This window comes from Streptomyces sp. NPDC059787, assembly GCF_042732315.1.
GTDB lineage: Bacteria > Actinomycetota > Actinomycetes > Streptomycetales > Streptomycetaceae > Streptomyces > Streptomyces atrovirens.
The window spans coordinates 1-17,391 of sequence record NZ_JBHWHX010000037.1 but is presented as its reverse complement, the minus strand read 5'-3'; the positions used below and the strand labels follow the sequence as shown (position 1 = coordinate 17,391).

The 17,391-nt window shown below is 71.5% G+C and carries 14 protein-coding genes and 1 other RNA gene; 12 read left to right on the top strand and 3 right to left on the bottom strand.

All coding sequences use genetic code 11. The annotated features are described in order from the left end of the window. The first annotated feature begins 76 nt into the window (after nt 1-76). From ACFV5H_RS28290 to ACFV5H_RS28280, 3 genes are all read left to right on the top strand, one after another. Nucleotides 77-1,321: a serine/threonine-protein kinase gene (locus ACFV5H_RS28290; RefSeq protein ID WP_385197816.1), complete on the top strand. Its 1,245-nt coding sequence runs from the start codon at nt 77-79 to the stop codon at nt 1,319-1,321. 209 nt (nt 1,322-1,530) lie between these two features. Beyond that, nucleotides 1,531-2,637 (top strand): peptide chain release factor 2, encoded by a 1,107-nt coding sequence (gene prfB, locus ACFV5H_RS28285; RefSeq protein ID WP_385055260.1) that lies wholly within the window; start codon nt 1,531-1,533, stop codon nt 2,635-2,637. Between the two features lie 307 nt (nt 2,638-2,944). After that, on the top strand, nt 2,945-3,730 hold the full coding sequence (locus ACFV5H_RS28280) for an LPXTG cell wall anchor domain-containing protein (protein ID WP_385197814.1): 786 nt from the start codon (nt 2,945-2,947) through the stop codon (nt 3,728-3,730). A 98-nt stretch (nt 3,731-3,828) separates the two neighbouring features. On the opposite strand, the gene ACFV5H_RS28275 is transcribed toward ACFV5H_RS28280, so the two are convergent. Next, complete coding sequence (locus ACFV5H_RS28275) at nt 3,829-4,020, bottom strand: hypothetical protein (RefSeq protein WP_073932041.1); 192 nt, start codon at nt 4,018-4,020, stop codon at nt 3,829-3,831. Between the two features lie 311 nt (nt 4,021-4,331). On the opposite strand from ACFV5H_RS28275, the gene ftsE reads away from it, so the two are divergent. The 5 genes from ftsE (at nt 4,332) to ssrA (ending at nt 8,258) form a co-directional block, all read left to right on the top strand. Continuing rightward, nucleotides 4,332-5,021, top strand: coding sequence for a cell division ATP-binding protein FtsE (ftsE, locus tag ACFV5H_RS28270; protein ID WP_030868506.1), 690 nt, complete (start codon nt 4,332-4,334; stop codon nt 5,019-5,021). A 29-nt stretch (nt 5,022-5,050) separates the two neighbouring features. Next, nucleotides 5,051-5,968: a permease-like cell division protein FtsX gene (gene ftsX / locus ACFV5H_RS28265; protein WP_385055254.1), complete on the top strand. Its 918-nt coding sequence runs from the start codon at nt 5,051-5,053 to the stop codon at nt 5,966-5,968. Between the two features lie 67 nt (nt 5,969-6,035). Next, nucleotides 6,036-7,196 carry a S41 family peptidase gene (locus tag ACFV5H_RS28260; RefSeq protein ID WP_385197812.1) on the top strand — a complete coding sequence of 387 codons (1,161 nt, stop codon included), beginning with the start codon at nt 6,036-6,038 and terminating at the stop codon, nt 7,194-7,196. Nucleotides 7,197-7,256: 60 nt separating this feature from the next. After that, nucleotides 7,257-7,736, top strand: coding sequence for an SsrA-binding protein SmpB (gene smpB / locus ACFV5H_RS28255; protein WP_385055247.1), 480 nt, complete (start codon nt 7,257-7,259; stop codon nt 7,734-7,736). A gap of 118 nt (nt 7,737-7,854) precedes the next feature. Then, nucleotides 7,855-8,258: a transfer-messenger RNA gene (gene ssrA / locus ACFV5H_RS28250) on the top strand. Nucleotides 8,259-8,479: 221 nt separating this feature from the next. Here the strand turns inward: ssrA and ACFV5H_RS28245 are convergent. Together ACFV5H_RS28245 and ACFV5H_RS28240 are read right to left on the bottom strand one after the other, a co-directional pair. Then, complete coding sequence (locus tag ACFV5H_RS28245) at nt 8,480-9,487, bottom strand: LacI family DNA-binding transcriptional regulator (protein WP_385197810.1); 1,008 nt, start codon at nt 9,485-9,487, stop codon at nt 8,480-8,482. A gap of 90 nt (nt 9,488-9,577) precedes the next feature. After that, on the bottom strand, nt 9,578-10,903 hold the full coding sequence (locus tag ACFV5H_RS28240) for an MFS transporter (RefSeq protein WP_385197808.1): 1,326 nt from the start codon (nt 10,901-10,903) through the stop codon (nt 9,578-9,580). An 83-nt stretch (nt 10,904-10,986) separates the two neighbouring features. Here ACFV5H_RS28240 and ACFV5H_RS28235 point away from each other — a divergent pair, with 83 nt between their 5' ends. The 4 genes from ACFV5H_RS28235 (at nt 10,987) to ACFV5H_RS28220 (ending at nt 17,258) form a co-directional block, all read left to right on the top strand. Beyond that, nucleotides 10,987-11,955, top strand: a complete 969-nt coding sequence (locus ACFV5H_RS28235; RefSeq protein WP_385055238.1) for a LysR family transcriptional regulator — start codon at nt 10,987-10,989, stop codon at nt 11,953-11,955. 181 nt (nt 11,956-12,136) lie between these two features. Then, complete coding sequence (locus ACFV5H_RS28230) at nt 12,137-13,786, top strand: hypothetical protein (RefSeq protein WP_385197806.1); 1,650 nt, start codon at nt 12,137-12,139, stop codon at nt 13,784-13,786. Continuing rightward, a complete protein-coding gene (locus ACFV5H_RS28225) occupies nt 13,786-15,984 on the top strand; it encodes a polysaccharide deacetylase family protein (protein ID WP_385055234.1) in 2,199 nt (732 codons plus the stop codon). The genes ACFV5H_RS28230 and ACFV5H_RS28225 overlap by 1 nt, the downstream gene beginning before the upstream one ends. After that, nucleotides 15,981-17,258: an acyltransferase gene (locus ACFV5H_RS28220; protein WP_385055232.1), complete on the top strand. Its 1,278-nt coding sequence runs from the start codon at nt 15,981-15,983 to the stop codon at nt 17,256-17,258. Before ACFV5H_RS28225 ends, ACFV5H_RS28220 begins: the two co-directional genes overlap by 4 nt. The last annotated feature ends 133 nt before the right edge of the window (nt 17,259-17,391 follow it).

The window sequence follows — 17,391 nt, the reverse complement described above, 5'->3', positions numbered from 1 at the left end:
GATTTCCGGATCCACTGTGAAGGCCGGCGCCCCGGACGCGTAGCTTTGGCGACAACACGCGTCGGTAGGAGCAGTCTTGGCACGGAGAATCGGCAGCCGGTACACCGCCCACCAGATCCTCGGGCGGGGCAGCGCCGGCACGGTGTGGCTGGGCGAGGGCCCCGACGGGCCCGTCGCCATCAAGCTGCTGCGTGAGGATCTCTCCTCGGACCAGGAGCTCGTCGGCCGCTTCGTGCAGGAGCGGACGGCGCTGCTCGGTCTGGAGCACCCGCACGTCGTCTCCGTACGCGACCTGGTGGTCGACGGCAACGACCTCGCCCTCGTCATGGACCTCGTCCGGGGCACGGACCTGCGCACCCGCCTCGACCGGGAACGCAGGCTGGCCCCCGAGGCCGCCGTGGCGATCGTCGCCGACATCGCCGACGGGCTGGCGGCGGCCCACGCGGCCGGGGTCGTGCACCGGGACGTGAAGCCGGAGAACGTACTGCTCGACATGCAGGGCCCGCTCGGCCCCGGCGGCTCCCACCGGGCCCTGCTCACCGACTTCGGCGTGGCGAAACTCATCGACACCCCGCGCCGCACCCGCGCCACGAAGATCATCGGAACGCCCGACTACCTGGCCCCGGAGATCGTCGAAGGCCTGCCCCCGCGCGCGTCGGTCGACATCTACGCGCTGGCCACGGTCCTGTACGAGCTGCTCGCCGGCTTCACACCGTTCGGCGGCGGCCACCCGGGTGCGGTGCTGCGCCGTCACGTCACCGAGACGGTCGTCCCCCTCCCCGGCATCCCGGACGAGCTGTGGCAGCTGCTGGTGCAGTGCCTGGCGAAGGCCCCGGCGTCCCGGCTGCGCGCCTCCGAGCTGGGCGCGCGGCTGCGGGAGCTGCTGCCGATGCTGGAGGGGATGCCGCCGCTGGACGTGGACGAGCCGGACACCGAGCCCGCGGAGGAGACGGACGAGGAGCTCCAGCGCTCCGGGCCCGCCCCGGCCGCCGGGGAGCCGGTGCGGCGCCGCGGCGCGGTCCCGCTGGTACCGGGCGCGAAACCGGCCGACTCCAACCGCGACACGCATACGTCGATGAGGGTGCCGGCCCCCGACGAGCTGGCCGGCGGCGCCCGGGGCACGGCCCGCGCCCCCCGCGCGGCAGGCGCACGCCGCCCGGGCTCCGCCCGCAACCGGGCGGTCACCCGCCGCCGCCGGCTCACCCTGGCGGTGGCGGCAGCGGTGCTCGTGGCGGCGGGCGTGGGCACGTGGCTGGCCACGACGGAGGACGACGCGACCCCACCCCAGGACACGCGTAACTCGGCCCCGGCCACTCCCTGACCCCCCCCCGGGGGGGCGCGGGGAACCGCGCAAGGGGGTCTGGGGGCGGAGCCCCCAGGGACGGGAAGGGAAGGGGCGGCGGGGGCGAAACAAAGGACCGCCCCACGCCCGGAAGCCACCCTGCCCCGACTGCCCCGGCCCGGTGATGCGCGGACCCCGCCCCCGCCACCCTGCGTGAGCCGGTCGACGGAGCCGTTACGCTGGAGGGCGTGGCAGTCGTCGATGTATCCGAAGAGCTCAAGTCCCTCTCCTCGACCATGGAGTCGATCGAGGCCGTTCTGGACCTCGACAAGCTGAGGGCAGATGTCGCCGTGCTCGAGGAGCAGGCGGCCGCGCCGTCCCTGTGGGACAACCCGGACGAGGCGCAGAAGATCACCAGCAAGCTCTCCCACCTCCAGGCCGAGGTGCGGAAGGCCGAGGCGCTCCGGGGCCGGATCGACGATCTCTCCGTGCTCTTCGAGATGGCCGAGGAGGAGGACGACCCGGACACCCGCGCGGAGGCCGAGTCCGAGCTCGCCGCGGTGAAGAAGGCGCTGGACGAGATGGAGGTCCGGACGCTGCTCAGCGGCGAGTACGACTCCCGCGAGGCGCTCGTCAACATCCGCGCGGAGGCCGGTGGCGTCGACGCCGCCGACTTCGCCGAGAAGCTCCAGCGCATGTACCTGCGCTGGGCCGAGCAGCACGGCTACAAGACCGAGCTGATCGAGACGTCGTACGCGGAGGAGGCCGGCATCAAGTCGACCACCTTCTCCGTCCAGGCGCCCTACGCCTACGGCACCCTCTCCGTCGAACAGGGCACGCACCGCCTGGTGCGCATCTCGCCCTTCGACAACCAGGGCCGCCGCCAGACCTCCTTCGCCGGCGTCGAGATCCTCCCCGTGGTCGAGCAGACCGACCACATCGAGATCGACGAGTCCGAGCTGCGGGTGGACGTGTACCGCTCGTCCGGCCCCGGCGGCCAGGGCGTGAACACCACCGACTCCGCGGTGCGGCTCACCCACCTCCCCACCGGCATCGTGGTCTCCTGCCAGAACGAGCGCTCCCAGATCCAGAACAAGGCCACCGCGATGAACGTCCTCCAGGCCAAGCTCCTGGAGCGGCGCCGTCAGGAGGAGCAGGCCAAGATGGACGCCCTCAAGGGCGACGGCGGCAACTCCTGGGGCAACCAGATGCGTTCGTACGTGCTGCACCCGTACCAGATGGTCAAGGACCTGCGCACGGAGCACGAGGTCGGCAACCCCGAGTCCGTGTTCAACGGTGAGATCGACGGCTTCCTGGAGGCCGGAATTCGCTGGCGCAAGCAGCAGGAGAAGTAACCCCCGGCGCGAACGCCGATTTGTCGACAAGGCAACTGCCGTCACTTGGACGGCAGTTGCCTTTTTCGTCCGGTGGCATCCGGGATTTACATCACACTCACAGTTTCGTTTTCCCGCAAAGCGCGCGTAGGCGGACATCGCGTACGCAACGGCCTTGACGTTCTTTTGGAAAATGGGAAGGGTGAAGCGTGGCATGCGTATCTCTGGGGCGCATGTGAACCGGGGGGCGTTTCATCGCAGTTACCCCCGTTGATCACCGCCCCGAGCGCGGCCTCATTGACGATCGGCTACTGGGGGTAGCAACCATATGACGAAGAAGACGCGGATCCGTGTCGCTCGGATCGCGGCCGGCGCCGTGATCGCGGCCGGTGCCTCGCTGTCGGCGGCGGGTGCCGCTTCGGCGCTCGACCTCAGCATCGGCGTCACCGTCGCGGGTGACGACTGTGACATCGTGGTCGACCCGACCTGCCCCGACGACGGCACCGGTGGTGGCGACGACGGCACTGGCGGCGGTGACGACGGTACCGGTGGTGGTGACGACGGTACCGGTGGTGGTGACGACGGTACCGGTGGTGGTGACGACGGCACCGGTGGCGGTGACGACGGCACTGGCGGTGGCGACGACGGCACCGGTGGCGGTGACGACGGCACCGGTGGCGGTGACGACGGTACCGGTGGTGGCGACGACGGCACTGGCGGTGGTGACGACGGTACCGGTGGTGGTGACGACGGTACCGGTGGTGGTGACGACGGTACCGGTGGCGGTGACGACGGCACCGGCGGCGGCGAGCAGCCCGGCGGCGAGAACCCCGTAGAGGAGCCCAGCCCGGGCACCGGCGGTGACGACGACAACACCGGCACCACCCCGGACGGCGGCAACGACGCCTCTCCGCAGGAGCAGGGCTCCTCGGCCCTCACCGAGACCGGCGACGACGCCACCTCGGCCCAGGGCGGCGACGGCAAGGAGCTCGCCGAGACCGGTGCCGCCGAGACCACGTTCCTGCTGATCGGCGCCGCCACGATGATCGCCGGCGGTATCGGCTTCCGGGTGCTGCCGCGCATGATGTCCGGCCGCGGCGGCGCCGCCGCCTGACGGTGGCCGCGCGTGTACGCACCGTACGCATGACGTAGGGCGAAGGGCCCGGAGCGCAACCGCGCTCCGGGCCCTCGCTTGTGCCTGCGTACCCGGCGTCAGACGGTCTGGTGGGCGAGCAGCGCCACCGCCGCGACCAGCACCGCCAGCAGCGCGATCAGCGTCATGGGGTTCAGCCCCGCGAAGAAGTTCTCCTGCTGCAGCCGCTCGCGGTTCGCGCGGCACACCGGGCACCGGCCCTCGCTCACGGGCGCGGCGCAGTTCGCGCACACCAGCCGGTCGTACGTCATGCGCTCGCCCTCCTCGCACCGGTTCCAGATGAACAACGCCCACCTTCTCGCGAACGTTCCCCTTCCACTGTGCCAGGTTCCTGCGGAAGCTGCGCCGGGTCGCTCTCAGAGGGGTGGTGCCGGAGGATTTCGCGGCTGCGGCGCCGTCGGGGTTGTTCGCGCAGTTCCCCGTGCCCCTTGAGGATGCTGTCCCTGGCCCAGCGCTGGAACAAAAGGGCGTAAGTCCAGCACAACGGCTCCGGTGCCTGCGCACGCCTACCCGGTTCGCGTATGGTCACGCTCATCTACCCCCGGCTAACCGTGGTGCATCCGTGATCCGATTCGACAACGTGTCCAAGGCCTACCCCAAGCAGAACCGCCCCGCACTCAGGGATGTCTCCCTGGAAGTGGAGAAGGGCGAGTTCGTGTTCCTCGTGGGGTCCTCCGGCTCCGGAAAGTCCACCTTCCTGCGGCTGATCCTCCGCGAGGAGCGGGCCAGCCACGGACAGGTGCACGTTCTGGGCAAGGATCTCGCCCGCGTCTCCAACTGGAAGGTGCCGCAGATCCGGCGCCAGCTGGGGACCGTGTTCCAGGACTTCCGTCTGCTGCCCAACAAGACGGTCGCCGAGAACGTCGCCTTCGCGCAGGAGGTGATCGGCAAGTCGCGCGGTGAGATCCGCAAGTCCGTGCCGCAGGTGCTCGACCTCGTCGGGCTCGGCGGCAAGGAGGAGCGGATGCCCGGCGAACTCTCCGGTGGTGAGCAGCAGCGCGTCGCCATCGCGCGGGCCTTCGTCAACCGGCCCAAGCTGCTCATCTGCGACGAGCCCACCGGCAACCTCGACCCGCAGACCTCCGTCGGCATCATGAAGCTGCTCGACCGGATCAACCGGACGGGCACCACCGTGGTGATGGCGACGCACGACCAGAACATCGTGGACCAGATGCGCAAGCGCGTCATCGAGCTGGAGAAGGGCCGTCTCGTCCGCGACCAGGCACGCGGCGTCTACGGCTACCAGCACTGACGCTCCACGGAAAGGCTTGATCAGACGCCATGCGCGCCCAGTTCGTCCTGTCGGAGATCGGCGTCGGTCTCCGCCGCAACCTGACGATGACCTTCGCCGTCGTCGTCTCCGTTGCCCTGTCGCTAGCCCTGTTCGGTGGGTCGCTCCTGATGAACGACCAGGTGAACACCATGAAGGGCTACTGGTACGACAAGGTCAACGTCTCCATCTTCCTGTGCAACAAGGCTGACGCCGAGTCCGACCCCAACTGCGCCAAGGGCGCGGTGACCGACGACCAGAAGGGTCAGATCAAGACCGACCTGGAGAAGATGTCGGTCGTCGACTCGGTGTCGTACGAGTCGCAGGACGAGGCGTACAAGCACTACAAGGAGCAGTTCGGCGACTCCCCGCTGGCCAGTTCCCTGACGCCGGACCAGATGCAGGAGTCGTACCGCATCAAGCTGAAGGACCCGGAGAAGTACCAGGTCATCGCGACCGCCTTCGACGGGCGGGACGGCGTGCAGTCGGTGCAGGACCAGAAGGGCATCCTGGACAACCTCTTCGGGCTGCTGGAGGGCATGAACATCGCCGCCCTCGCGATGATGGCGCTCATGCTGGTCGTCGCCCTGATGCTGATCGTGAACACGGTGCGCGTCTCCGCGTTCAGCCGGCGCCGCGAGACCGGCATCATGCGCCTGGTCGGCGCCTCCGGCTTCTACATCCAGACGCCGTTCATCATGGAGGCCGCGGTCGCCGGACTCATCGGCGGCATCCTCGCGTGCGGGTTCCTGGTGCTCGGCCGGTACTTCATCATCGACAACGGACTGGCCCTGTCGGAGAAGCTGAACCTGATCAACTTCATCGGCTGGGACGCCGTACTGACGAAGCTTCCGCTGATCCTCGCGACCAGTCTGCTGATGCCGGCGTTGGCCGCGTTCTTCGCGCTGCGCAAGTACCTCAAGGTGTGACTCTTGCCAAGAGGGGCGTGCGGCCAACCGGCCGTGCGCCCCTTCGCGTTGTCCTAGACTCACCGGCATGTCAGGTCGTGCCCTGTTCTGTCAGCCCCGCCGCATCCGCCGTGGGGCCGCCCTGACCTTGGTGTTCGCGAGCGTGCTCGTCGCCGGCGCGGCCACGGGCAACCTCCCCGGGGCGGACGGCGGGGCCACGGCGGAGGGAACCCCTCCGGCCGCTCCCGTCGGTCACCAGGCCGATGTCACCAGGGCGGCCGAGGAGGCCGCCGCCGACGGCACCTCCCCCCTGGAGGCCGCCCAGCGGGCCGTCAGCCGCAGCGGGGACCGCTGGGCCGCCGTCTACTCCCCGGGCGAGTACGAGGAGTTCGAGGAGGCCCTGGACGGCCGGTACACCGGCGTCGGCCTCTGGGCCCGCGAGCGGGAGGGCCGTATCGAGGTGACGAAGGTGGGCGACGACACGCCCGCCGCCGACGCCGGGATCCGCGCGGGCGACCGTCTGCGCAGCGTCGACGGCGAGAAGGTCGACGGCCGGCCCGTCACGGAGGTCGTCTCCTTACTGCGCGGCGAGACCACCGGCGAGTCCGCCGGCAGCACCGTCCGGCTCGGTCTGGAACGCGGCACGCGCGCGTGGCAGGAGACCGTGCGCCGGGCCAGGCTGTCCCGGGACACCGTCACCGTCCGCGAGCTCGCCTCCGGGGTGACCGTCGTCGAGGTCGGCGCCTTCACCAAGGGATCGGGCGACGAGGTCCGCACCGCCGTACGGCAGGCCCCGGCCGGCGCCGGCATCGTCCTCGACCTGCGCGGCAACTCCGGCGGTCTGGTCGCCGAGGCGGTCACCGCCGCCTCCGCCTTCCTCGACGGCGGCCTGGTCGCCACGTACGACGTCGAGGGCGAGCAGCGCGCCCTGCACGCCGAGCCCGGCGGCGACACCACCAGACCCCTGGTCGCGCTCGTCGACGGCGGCACGATGAGCGCGGCCGAGCTCCTCACCGGCGCCCTGCAGGACCGCGGACGGGCGGTCGTCGTGGGCTCCCGCACCTTCGGCAAGGGCTCGGTCCAGATGCCGACCGAGCTGCCCGACGGCTCCGTCGCCGAGCTGACCGTCGGCCACTACCGCACCCCCTCCGGCCGCGGCGTCGACGGCCACGGCCTCACCCCCGACCTGGAGGCCGACGAAGAGGCCCTCCGGCGCGCCGAGACGGTCCTCAGCGGACTCGGCCGGTAGGGCACCGTCGATAATCGGCTTCCCGCCGACCCCCTCCGTAGTGCGAAAATGGGCGGCACTATGGCTAAGGAAAAAGGGCGCAAGCTGATCGCGCAGAACAAGAAGGCGCGGCACGACTACCTCATCATCGACACCTACGAGGCCGGCCTGGTTCTCACCGGCACCGAGGTGAAGTCCCTGCGCCAGGGACGGGCGTCGCTGGTGGACGGCTTCGTCCAGCTCGACGGCAACGAGGCGTGGCTGCACAACGTGCACGTCCCGGAGTACAGCCAGGGCACCTGGACCAACCACAGCGCGCGGCGCAAGCGCAAGCTGCTGCTGCACCGCGAGGAGATCGACAAGCTGGTGTCCAAGTCCCAGGAGACGGGTCACACCATCGTGCCGCTCGCCCTGTACTTCAAGGACGGCCGCGCGAAGGTCGAGATCGCGCTGGCCAAGGGCAAGAAGGAGTACGACAAGCGGCAGACGCTCCGGGAGAAGCAGGACCGGCGCGAGACCGAGCGGGCGATCTCGGCGGTCCGCAGGAAGCAGCGCGCGTAGGCCCTCGCGGAGTGCCGGGGAATACGCTGGCACCGACCCGCGTTGGTCACGTACGATGGCGACAGCACCCCACAGCGGGTGCGGGCCCCCTCCTCGGAGGGACTTGAAAAATCAACATGGGGATGATCGGTTTCGACAGCGGCTGTCGAAGCAGGGGAAGCGTGTCGAGGAAGCGGCCATGATCTCGTAAACCACAGGCCGAAAAAAATAATCGCCAATTCCAAGCGATCTGTCTCCCAGGGCGAGCTCGCCCTCGCTGCCTGATCTTCAGGTAGCGAGCAGCGGCTCCCCTACTTAAGGGAGTGTCAGCCCGGGGATGTTCCCGACCCGGATCCTGGCATCAGCTAGGGGACTAAACCTTGATCCCGGTCACGGGGTGAAGAGGGAAACCACACAGTGACTGGGCCCGTCGGAGACTTGTCGGCGTGATCTCCGGGGCCGAGAAAAGCACAGCCGACTGCACACGGAGAAGCCCTGGTTCCGCACCGTTGGACGCGGGTTCGATTCCCGCCATCTCCACTCCACCCCATGTGGGCACAGGCCCCGTCGCTTCGAGCGGCGGGGCCTTTGTCATGCGGTCCGGGAAGCCCGGGGGCCGGGACCCGCACCGCGGCCGTCACATCCCGCGCGGTGCCGTGCTCGTCCGTTCCATGGCGGCGGGGCCTTTGTCATGCGTCCCGGGGGAAAAGCCGGGGAAGGCCCGGAGACGTCCGCGAGTCGGACCGGGACCCGCACCGTGGCCGTCACGCCCCGCGCGGTGCCGTGCTCGCCCGTTCTGTCAGCCGGGGTGGCAGCAGGGTGGCCCCCGGTACGGGGAGGCCGGACAGCTTCCGTACGAGCAGATGCACCGCGCGGGTGCCCAGTTCCGCCGACGGCACGGCGACCGAGGTGACCGGGGTGCGGGCCGACGCGGCGACGGGAGAGGGACAGACGGCGGTCAGGGACAGATCGCCGGGGATGCTCAGCCCCAGCTCCTCGAAGGCGTCGATCAGCGGATCGATCAGCGGTTCGTTGTGCACGACCACCCCCGTCAGCGCCGGCAGCTCGCGCACCAGCCGCTCGGCGATCGCGCGGGCGGCGTCACGGCCGGCCCCGCACGGATGCACGGCCGAGGTGAGCCGGTGCCGGTCGGCGGCCGCCGTGAAGCCCTCCACCAGCCGCCGCGCGAACGCGGTCCGCCGCACGTACACCTCCGGCGGCGAGCCGACCAGCGCCACCGTCCGGTGCCCGAGCCGCGCCAGATGGTCCACGCACAGCTCACCGGCCGCCCGGAAATCCAGGTCGACACAGGTCAGCCCGTCCGGCTCGGCGGGCACGCCGATCAGCACGGACGGCAAGGCTCCCGCGCGCAACAACGGCAGCCGGGAGTCCTGGAGCTGTACGTCCATCACGATCACCCCGTCCGCCAGCCGGGTCTCCGCGACGCGCCCGAGGCCCTCCTCGCCCTCGCCCTGGGTGAGCATCAGCACGTCGTGGTCGTGGGCGCGGGCCGCGGTGACCACCGACACCGCGAACTGGGTGACCACCGGCACGTGGACGCCGGAGCGCATCGGGACCGCCAGGGCCAGCACCTTCGACCGGTGGCCGGCCGTGCCCCGGCCACCGCCGTCCGCGCGGTAGCCCAGCTCGCGTACGGCCGCCTGCACCCGGAGCCGGGTCGCGTCGGAGATCGGACGCTTGCCGCTGAGCGCGTACGAGACCGTGCTGGGAGAGACCCCGGCGCGCCGGGCCACATCCGTGATCTTCACCATCGGGGGTCCTCATCTGCATGGTCCGTGGGGATGCAGAAAGCGGTTTCGAAGCGCTTCGACGGGTGAAGGTATGTGCGGGATCTGTGCCCGTCAATGGGTCGGGAGGGAATCGGTGGAGCGGTTCGACGGCCCGAACAGGACAAAGGTGCAGAGGGCCACGAGAAGGGCGATCGCGGCCGCCGCCACCGGCACGCCGTACCCGGCCGTCGCCGAGACGTGCTCCACCGTCCAGCCGCCCGCCGCGCTGCCGCAGGCGATCCCGCCGAGCAGACCGGTCACCGCGAGCGTCATGCCCTCGTTCAGCCGGCTCCGGGGCGTGTACCGCTGGACCAGGGTCATGGTGGTGACCATGGTGGGGGCGGTCGCCATCCCGGCGACCAGCAGCGCCCCCGCCAGCAGCACCAGCGAGCCGGTGAGCCCGGCCGCGAGCAGCGGCAGGGTCATCAGCGCGGCCATCGCGGCCAGGCACCACGGCAGCCGGGCCCGCGCGGACCCCGCCGGGCGTATCGCCCCGTACAGCAGCCCCGCCGCACAGGAACCGGCCGCCTGGAGCGCGAGCACGGCGCCGGACGCCGCGCGGTGCCCCCGTTCGTCCGCGAACGCGAGGGTGACGACCTCCAGCGAGCCGAACACCGCGCCCGTCGCGAGACAGACCACCAGCAGCGGTCGCATGCCGGGTGACCGGAACGGCGCCCGCGCGGAGGAACGCCGTGCGGCGGGCGGCTCGGTCGACCGCTGGGCGGTGAACAGCACGGTGCCCGTCAGCAGCAGTACGGCACCCGCGAGTGTGCCCGCCTCCGGGAACAACGTCCCGCACAGGAAGGCCGCGAGCACCGGGCCGAGCATGAAGCACAGTTCGTCGGCGGCCTGTTCGAAGGAGTTCGCGGTGTGCAGGGCCTCGGCGTCCCCCTTCAGCAGGTGCGCCCAGCGGGCCCGCGACATCCCGCCGGTGTTGGGGGTGGTGGCGGTGGCGGCGTAGGAGGCGAACAGGGTCCAGTCCGGGGCGCCGTACCGCACGCAGAGCAGCAGCGCGAGGGAGCCGAGCACGGCGAACACCGTGGCCGGCAGGGCGACACGGGCCTGCCCGTACCGGTCGACCAGGCGCGCGGTCCACGGCGCGACCACCGCCGTCGCCGCCAGGCCCGTCGCGGTGACGGCGCCGGCCAGGGCGTACGAGCCCCGAGTCCCGGCGATCATCACGACCGCGCTCACGCTGAACATGCCCATCGGCAGCCGAGCGATCAGGTTCCCGGCGGTGAACGCGCGGGCGCCGGGCAGTGCGAAGAGACGGCGGTACGGGCCCTTCGCGCGGGGCTCGCTCCGCCCGCGCGGGCCGAAGTCGACGGCGACCAGGGTGTCGGCGGTGACCGTGAGCAGGGGAGTGTCCCGGGTGGCCCGGGAGGTCGGCTGAGGCATGGCACCACCGTCGCCCGCGGTCGTACGGCCGGTCCAACACCTTCCCGGCGCCGATTGACGCACCTGTGTTGTAAATTCACGGCATGCCCGCCCCCGCCCACCTCGACCCCCGCCTGCTGCGCGCCTTCGTGACCGTCGCCGAGGAGCTGCACTTCACCCGGGCCGCCACGCGCCTCTACGTCGCCCAGCAGGCGCTCAGCAGGGACGTACGGCGACTGGAACGGGAGCTGGGCTGCGAGCTGTTCGTACGGACCACCCGCCAGGTGACCCTGACCGCCGACGGCGAGCGCCTGCTGCCGTACGCCCGCGCGGTGCTCCAGGCCCAGGACGACCTGCTCGCCGCCGCCGGTCAGGCCCGGCCCCTGCTGGTGGACCTCAACTCGCCGGGCCTCACCACCCCGCGCCGGGTACTCCACCGGGCCCGCGAGCTCGCCCCCGCCCACGAACTGATGGCCCGCTACGAGAGCGGACTGACCGGGGCCGCGGGGGAGCTGCTCGCGGGGCGGCTCGACGTGTCGTTCGGACGGTTCGCGGGCCTCGCCCCCGCGCTGCGGGCCGGACTCGACCAGCAGCCCGTGCGTCACGAGCCGATGGCGGTCGTCCTGCCCGAGGACCACCCGCTGGCCGCACTGACCGAGGTGCCGCTCGCCGCACTCGCCGGCGAGACGGTCTACGCCGGGGCCGGCAACCCCCGTACGCCGGAGTGGACGGACCTCGCGCGGTCGCTGTTCGAGGGGCGGGGGATCACGCTCGCGCCGCCCGCGCCGCTGGCCGTCGGGGAGGAGGAGTTCCAGCGGATCATGTCCAGGACACGTCATCCGATCCTCGCTGTGGTCGACTTTCCGCCACTGCCCGCGACGGTGCTGCGCCCTCTCGTGGACCCGATTCCGCTGTCACCCGTGTCCCTGGTGTGGCGGAAAGGGCTAATTCATCCCGCTCTGGACGCCCTGCGGCGGGCGGCGGCCGTCATCGCCGCCGAGGAGGGCTGGCTGCGCCGGCCGGACGGGGGATGGTTGCCCGACCGGGATATTGTCGTGATGGCGGGCCGGTGATGTCTCACTCCTGATACGAACGGCCGTCACGGGAACACAGGACCTCCACGTACGCTACATTCGGTCCCCGAGCACAGTGTGATAAACGGGGCGCTCGGAGCGGGTGGGGGCCCGGTCCGCCGACGGGTGCTCGAGTCGTACGCGCGCACCGTAAGTGCCCTGTGGGGGGAAGTGCGTGCGCGTGGATGAATGGCGAGAAGACGCCCAACCGGAACGGTCCGAGGGCGCATCGGCGATCGAGAAGAACGCCGAGGACGAGGACCTGCGTGAGACGAGGGTCCTCCCCCTGGGAGAGAAGCCCGCCGACACGGGCGTGCGCGACGCCGGCCACGGCTCCCTGGAGGACCGCTGGGCCCGCCTCGGAGCCTTCCCCGGCGGCAACGACAAGACCCAGGTCCTGCCCGACACCCCTCACCGCGCGGAGCCCCCCGCCCGGCCCGGGCCGCGGGCCGACGTCACCCGTGGCCCCGCGGCGCCGGGTCGGACGACGCCGTCCGAAAGCCCGGCGGACGGTCCCCGGAACGCCGGGCGCCCCGCGGCGCCGCACCGGACCACGCCGTCCGAAAGCCGGCCGGACGCTCCCTGGGACAGCGAGCGCACCACCGCCCTGCGCGTCCCCCGCCAGTCGGGCGGCGCCCCCGGCACCAAGCCGGCAGACCCCTTCTCCCGGCAGGGCGGAGCACGCTCCTCGGGCGACCGAGGCGCGACCGGTTCCCCGTCGGCCTCCCGACGCCCGTCGTCGGCCCCTGGAGCAGCCGGCTTCCCGCCGGCTTCCGGGCACCCGTCGTCCGCCCCCGGAGCAGCCGGCGCTCCGACCGAGTTCCTGCGCCCTTCTTCGGACTCCGGCGCTCCGACCGAGTTCCTGCGCCCTTCTTCGGACGCCGGCGCTCCGACCGAGTTCCTGCGCCCTTCTTCGGACGCCGGCGCTCCGACCGAGTTCCTGCGCCCTTCTTCGGACTCCGGCGCCCCGACCGAGTTCCTGCGCCCCTCCTCGAACCCCGGCGCCCCGACGGCCTCCCGCGCCCCCGTCCGTGACCCCTGGCAGGAGGAGGCCGGCGACTCCGCCGCGGCCACCCACGACCCGCACGAGGTGACGGTCCAGCTCGACTCCGTGCAGATAGGGGAAGGCCTCGAACTGCGCCGTGCGCCGGGCCGCGCGCGCCACGCGGGCGGCGGACAGGACGCCGCCGCCGGACCCGTGTTCGTCGACGAGTCCGGCCGCCGCAGCCGGCTCTACCGCCGTATCGGCCTGGCCGTCGGCCTCGCCTGCGCCGGCTACGCCGTCGTCATGGTCGCCACGCTGCTGTCCGGCAACTCCGACGCCCCCTGGATGCCCGTCCCCGGCCAGGAGGACAAGCCCGCCGGTCAGGTCGAGACGACACCACAGCCCACCGGGACGGACGCCACACCCGGCTCCGACACCGGCCTCGCCCCGGGCGGCACGCCGACCACCGGCACCCCGACCCTGCCCGCGCCCGACACCACCGCCCCCACGACGGGCGGCGGGACCGGCACCGGGAACCAGCCGGACGCCACCGACCCGACACCGCCGGCGACCGAGCGGAACAGCACCAACCCGGCCGCCGGCGGTGACGACGACACCACCTCCACACCCTCGGACGACACCGTGAGCACACCGCCCGCGGACCAGCCGGTGTCGGAGACCCCAGACCCCGTGACGACCGCCCCCACGGGCGGCGGAGAGGCCGGCGGCACCGACAACCTCGCCGGTGCCCCCGCCGACCAGCCGGTCGTCGCCGACGACGGCTCCGCCGCTCAGCCGGACCCGTCCACCACCCCCGCCGCACAGTCCCCGGAGAACGTCGTCTGATGGCATCCCGCTCCCCCCGCCACCGGCCTCCTCGCAAGGCCCGTGGCGGCTCCCCGCGTCGCCGCGTACCCCTGCGCCTGCTGCTCCCGGTGCTCGTCCTCGTCGCCCTGGCGGCGATGCTCATGCTGCGCGGATACGTGCACAGCGAGATCCTCGCCGACCACCGCATCCAGAAACCCGCGCCCACCACCCAGGTGCCGGAGGAAGTACTGGAGGGCGGCCCGGTCATCGACGCCCGCGCCGGCAAGGTCCAGAGCCTGAGCGTGCCCGACCACCGCCTCGTCCTCACCTTCGACGACGGCCCGGACCCGACCTGGACCCCGAAGGTGCTCGACGTGCTGAAGAAGCACGACGCGCACGCGGTCTTCTTCGTCACCGGCACCATGGCCTCCCGCTACCCGGACCTCGTCCAGCGCATGGTCGACGAGGGCCACGAGGTCGGCCTGCACACCTTCAACCACCCCGACCTCGCCCTCCAGTCCAAGAAGCGCATCGACTGGGAGCTGTCGCAGAACCAGCTCGCGATCACCGGCGCGGCCGGCATCCGCACCTCGCTCTTCCGCCCGCCGTACTCCTCCTACGCCGAGGCCATGGACAACGAGTCCTGGCCGGTCACCCAGTACATCGGCAGCCGCGGCTACCTCACCATCGTCAACAACACCGACAGCGAGGACTGGAAGCGGCCCGGCGTCGACGAGATCATCCGCCGCGCCACGCCGCACCACGGCAAGGGCGCCATCGTCCTGATGCACGACTCCGGCGGCGACCGCAGCCAGACCGTCGCGGCGCTCGACAAGTTCCTGCCCGGCCTCAAGGACAAGGGCTACGAGTTCGACAACCTCACCGAGGCCCTGGACGCGCCCAGCGCGCACAGCCCGGTCACCGGCGCCGACCTCTGGAAGGGCAAGGCGTGGATCTTCCTGGTCCAGGCCTCGGAGAACATCACCGGCGTCCTGGTGGTCGGCCTCGCGATCATCGGCACCCTGGTCATCGGCCGCTTCGTCCTGATGCTCCTCCTCTCCGGCGTCCACGCCCGCCGGGTCCGCCGGAAGAACTTCCGCTGGGGCCCGCCGGTCGACGAACCGGTGACGGTGCTGGTCCCGGCGTACAACGAGGCCAAGTGCATCGAGAACACCGTCAACTCCCTGATGGCGAGCGAGCACCCGATCGAGGTCCTCGTCATCGACGACGGTTCCACCGACGGCACCGCCCGCATCGTCGAGGCGATGGGCCTGCCCAACGTACGGGTGATCCGCCAGCTCAACGCGGGCAAGCCGGCAGCGCTCAACCGGGGCCTGGCCAACGCCCGTTACGACATCGTCGTGATGATGGACGGCGACACCGTCTTCGAACCGTCCACGGTCCGCGAACTCGTCCAGCCCTTCGGCGACCCCAGGGTCGGCGCGGTGGCGGGCAACGCGAAGGTCGGCAACAAGGACAGCCTCATCGGCGCCTGGCAGCACATCGAGTACGTGATGGGCTTCAACCTGGACCGCCGCATGTACGACATCCTCGGCTGCATGCCGACCATCCCCGGCGCGGTCGGCGCGTTCCGCCGCTCCGCCCTGGAACCCATCGGCGGCATGAGCGAGGACACGCTCGCCGAGGACACCGACGTCACCATGGCGCTGCACCGCGCCGGCTGGCGCGTGGTCTACGCCGAGAACGCCCGCGCCTGGACCGAGGCCCCGGAGTCCGTCAGCCAGCTGTGGTCCCAGCGCTACCGCTGGTCGTACGGCACCATGCAGGCCATCTGGAAGCACCGCCGCGCGGTGATCGACAAGGGCCCCTCGGGCCGCTTCGGCCGCATCGGCCTGCCCTTCGTCTCCCTGTTCATGATCGTGGCCCCGCTGCTGGCACCGCTGATCGACGTCTTCCTGCTCTACGGCATCGTCTTCGGCCCGACCCAGAAGACGATCACGGCGTGGCTGGGCGTCCTCGCCATCCAGGCGGTCTGCGCGGCCTTCGCCTTCCGCCTCGACCGCGAACGCATGACCCACCTGATCTCGCTGCCACTGCAGCAGATCCTCTACCGCCAGCTCATGTACGTCGTGCTGCTCCAGTCCTGGATCACCGCGCTCACCGGCGGCCGCCTGCGCTGGCAGAAGCTGCGCCGCACCGGCGTGGTCGGGGCGCCCGTCGCCGGAGCGGTGCCGAGCCAGAGCCGGCGCAGTGATGATCGGAGGCCCGTGGCATGACCCACGGATACACGACCGGTACGGGCGTGAGCCCGGAACCGGCGGGCCCGTACGGAACGCCGCACGCCGACGTCCCGCAGCAGCGCACGACCGAGCCCGTGCCCGCCCCGGAGTCCAGGAAGCCGGGCCGCGACCGGTACCTGGACCTGCTGCGCTCCATCGCCCTGGTCCGCGTCGTGGTGTACCACCTCTTCGGCTGGGCCTGGCTGTCGGTGCTGTTCCCGTCGATGGGCGTGATGTTTGCGCTGGCGGGCTCGCTGATGGCGCGTTCGCTGAAGCGTCCGGCGTGGGGCGTGATCCGCGGGCGGGTCCGCCGGCTGCTGCCGCCGATGTGGGCGTTCGGCGCGGTCGTCCTGGTCCTGCTGTTCCTGACCCACTGGAGCCCCTCGAAGGACCCCGACCAGGACGGCGTCTGGGGCCTGGTCAGCCTGGTCAACTACGTCTTCCCGTTCGGCGCCCCGCCCTACCCGGTGGACGCCGGAGTCATCGGCCCGCTGGAGAGCACCTGGGCCGAGGAGACGGTCGGGCCGCTGTGGTACCTGCGCGCCTACCTGTGGTTCGTCTTCGCGTCGCCGCTGTTGCTCTGGCTGTTCCGGCGGGCCCCCTGGCCGACCCTGCTCGCACCGCTCGGCCTGACGGCGATCGTCGGTACCGGCCTGGTGACCATCCCCGGCGAGCTGGGCAACGCGGTCACCGACTTCGCGGTCTACGGCGGTTGCTGGGTCCTCGGCTTCGCCCATCACGACGGCATGCTGAAGCGGATCCCGCGCTACGTCTCCGTCTCCTGCGCGTCCCTGGTGATGGCCTTCGGCCTGTGGTGGGCTTCGGGCCACCTCGGCCCCTCGGGCTGGGACCTCAACGACATCCCGCTGGCCGATGCCGCCTGGTCGTTCGGTTTCGTGGTGATCCTGCTCCAGTACTCCCCGTCGTGGCGGGAGCTCCCCGGACGCCTGGCGAACTGGGACAGGCTGGTGACCCTGTCCAACAACCGGGCGGTCACCATCTATCTGTGGCACAACATGTTGATCATGGCGACGTTCCCGATCATCGACCTGCTGTACAAGCTTCCGTTCATGCAGAGTGAGCGGGCGGCGGCCGCTCTCGACAGCACGTACACGATCTGGACGTTCGCCCTGGTCTGGCCGCTCATCGGCCTGATGGTCCTCGCGGTCGGCTGGGTCGAGGACCTCGGGGCGAAGCGGAAGCCACGCCTGTGGCCGAACGGCAGCAGGAGCAAGCGCCCCCAGCCGGGCGCCGGGGCGCACCGGGGCTGACGGTCACGGAGCTGACGCGCGAAACGGGCGAGGGCCGTCGGACAACACTTCCGACGGGCCGGCCGCCGGTTGGTGGGGGGCGGGCGGCGGAGCCGATTGGGGTGGGGGGGGTGCTGTAGGGCGCGGGTACGGT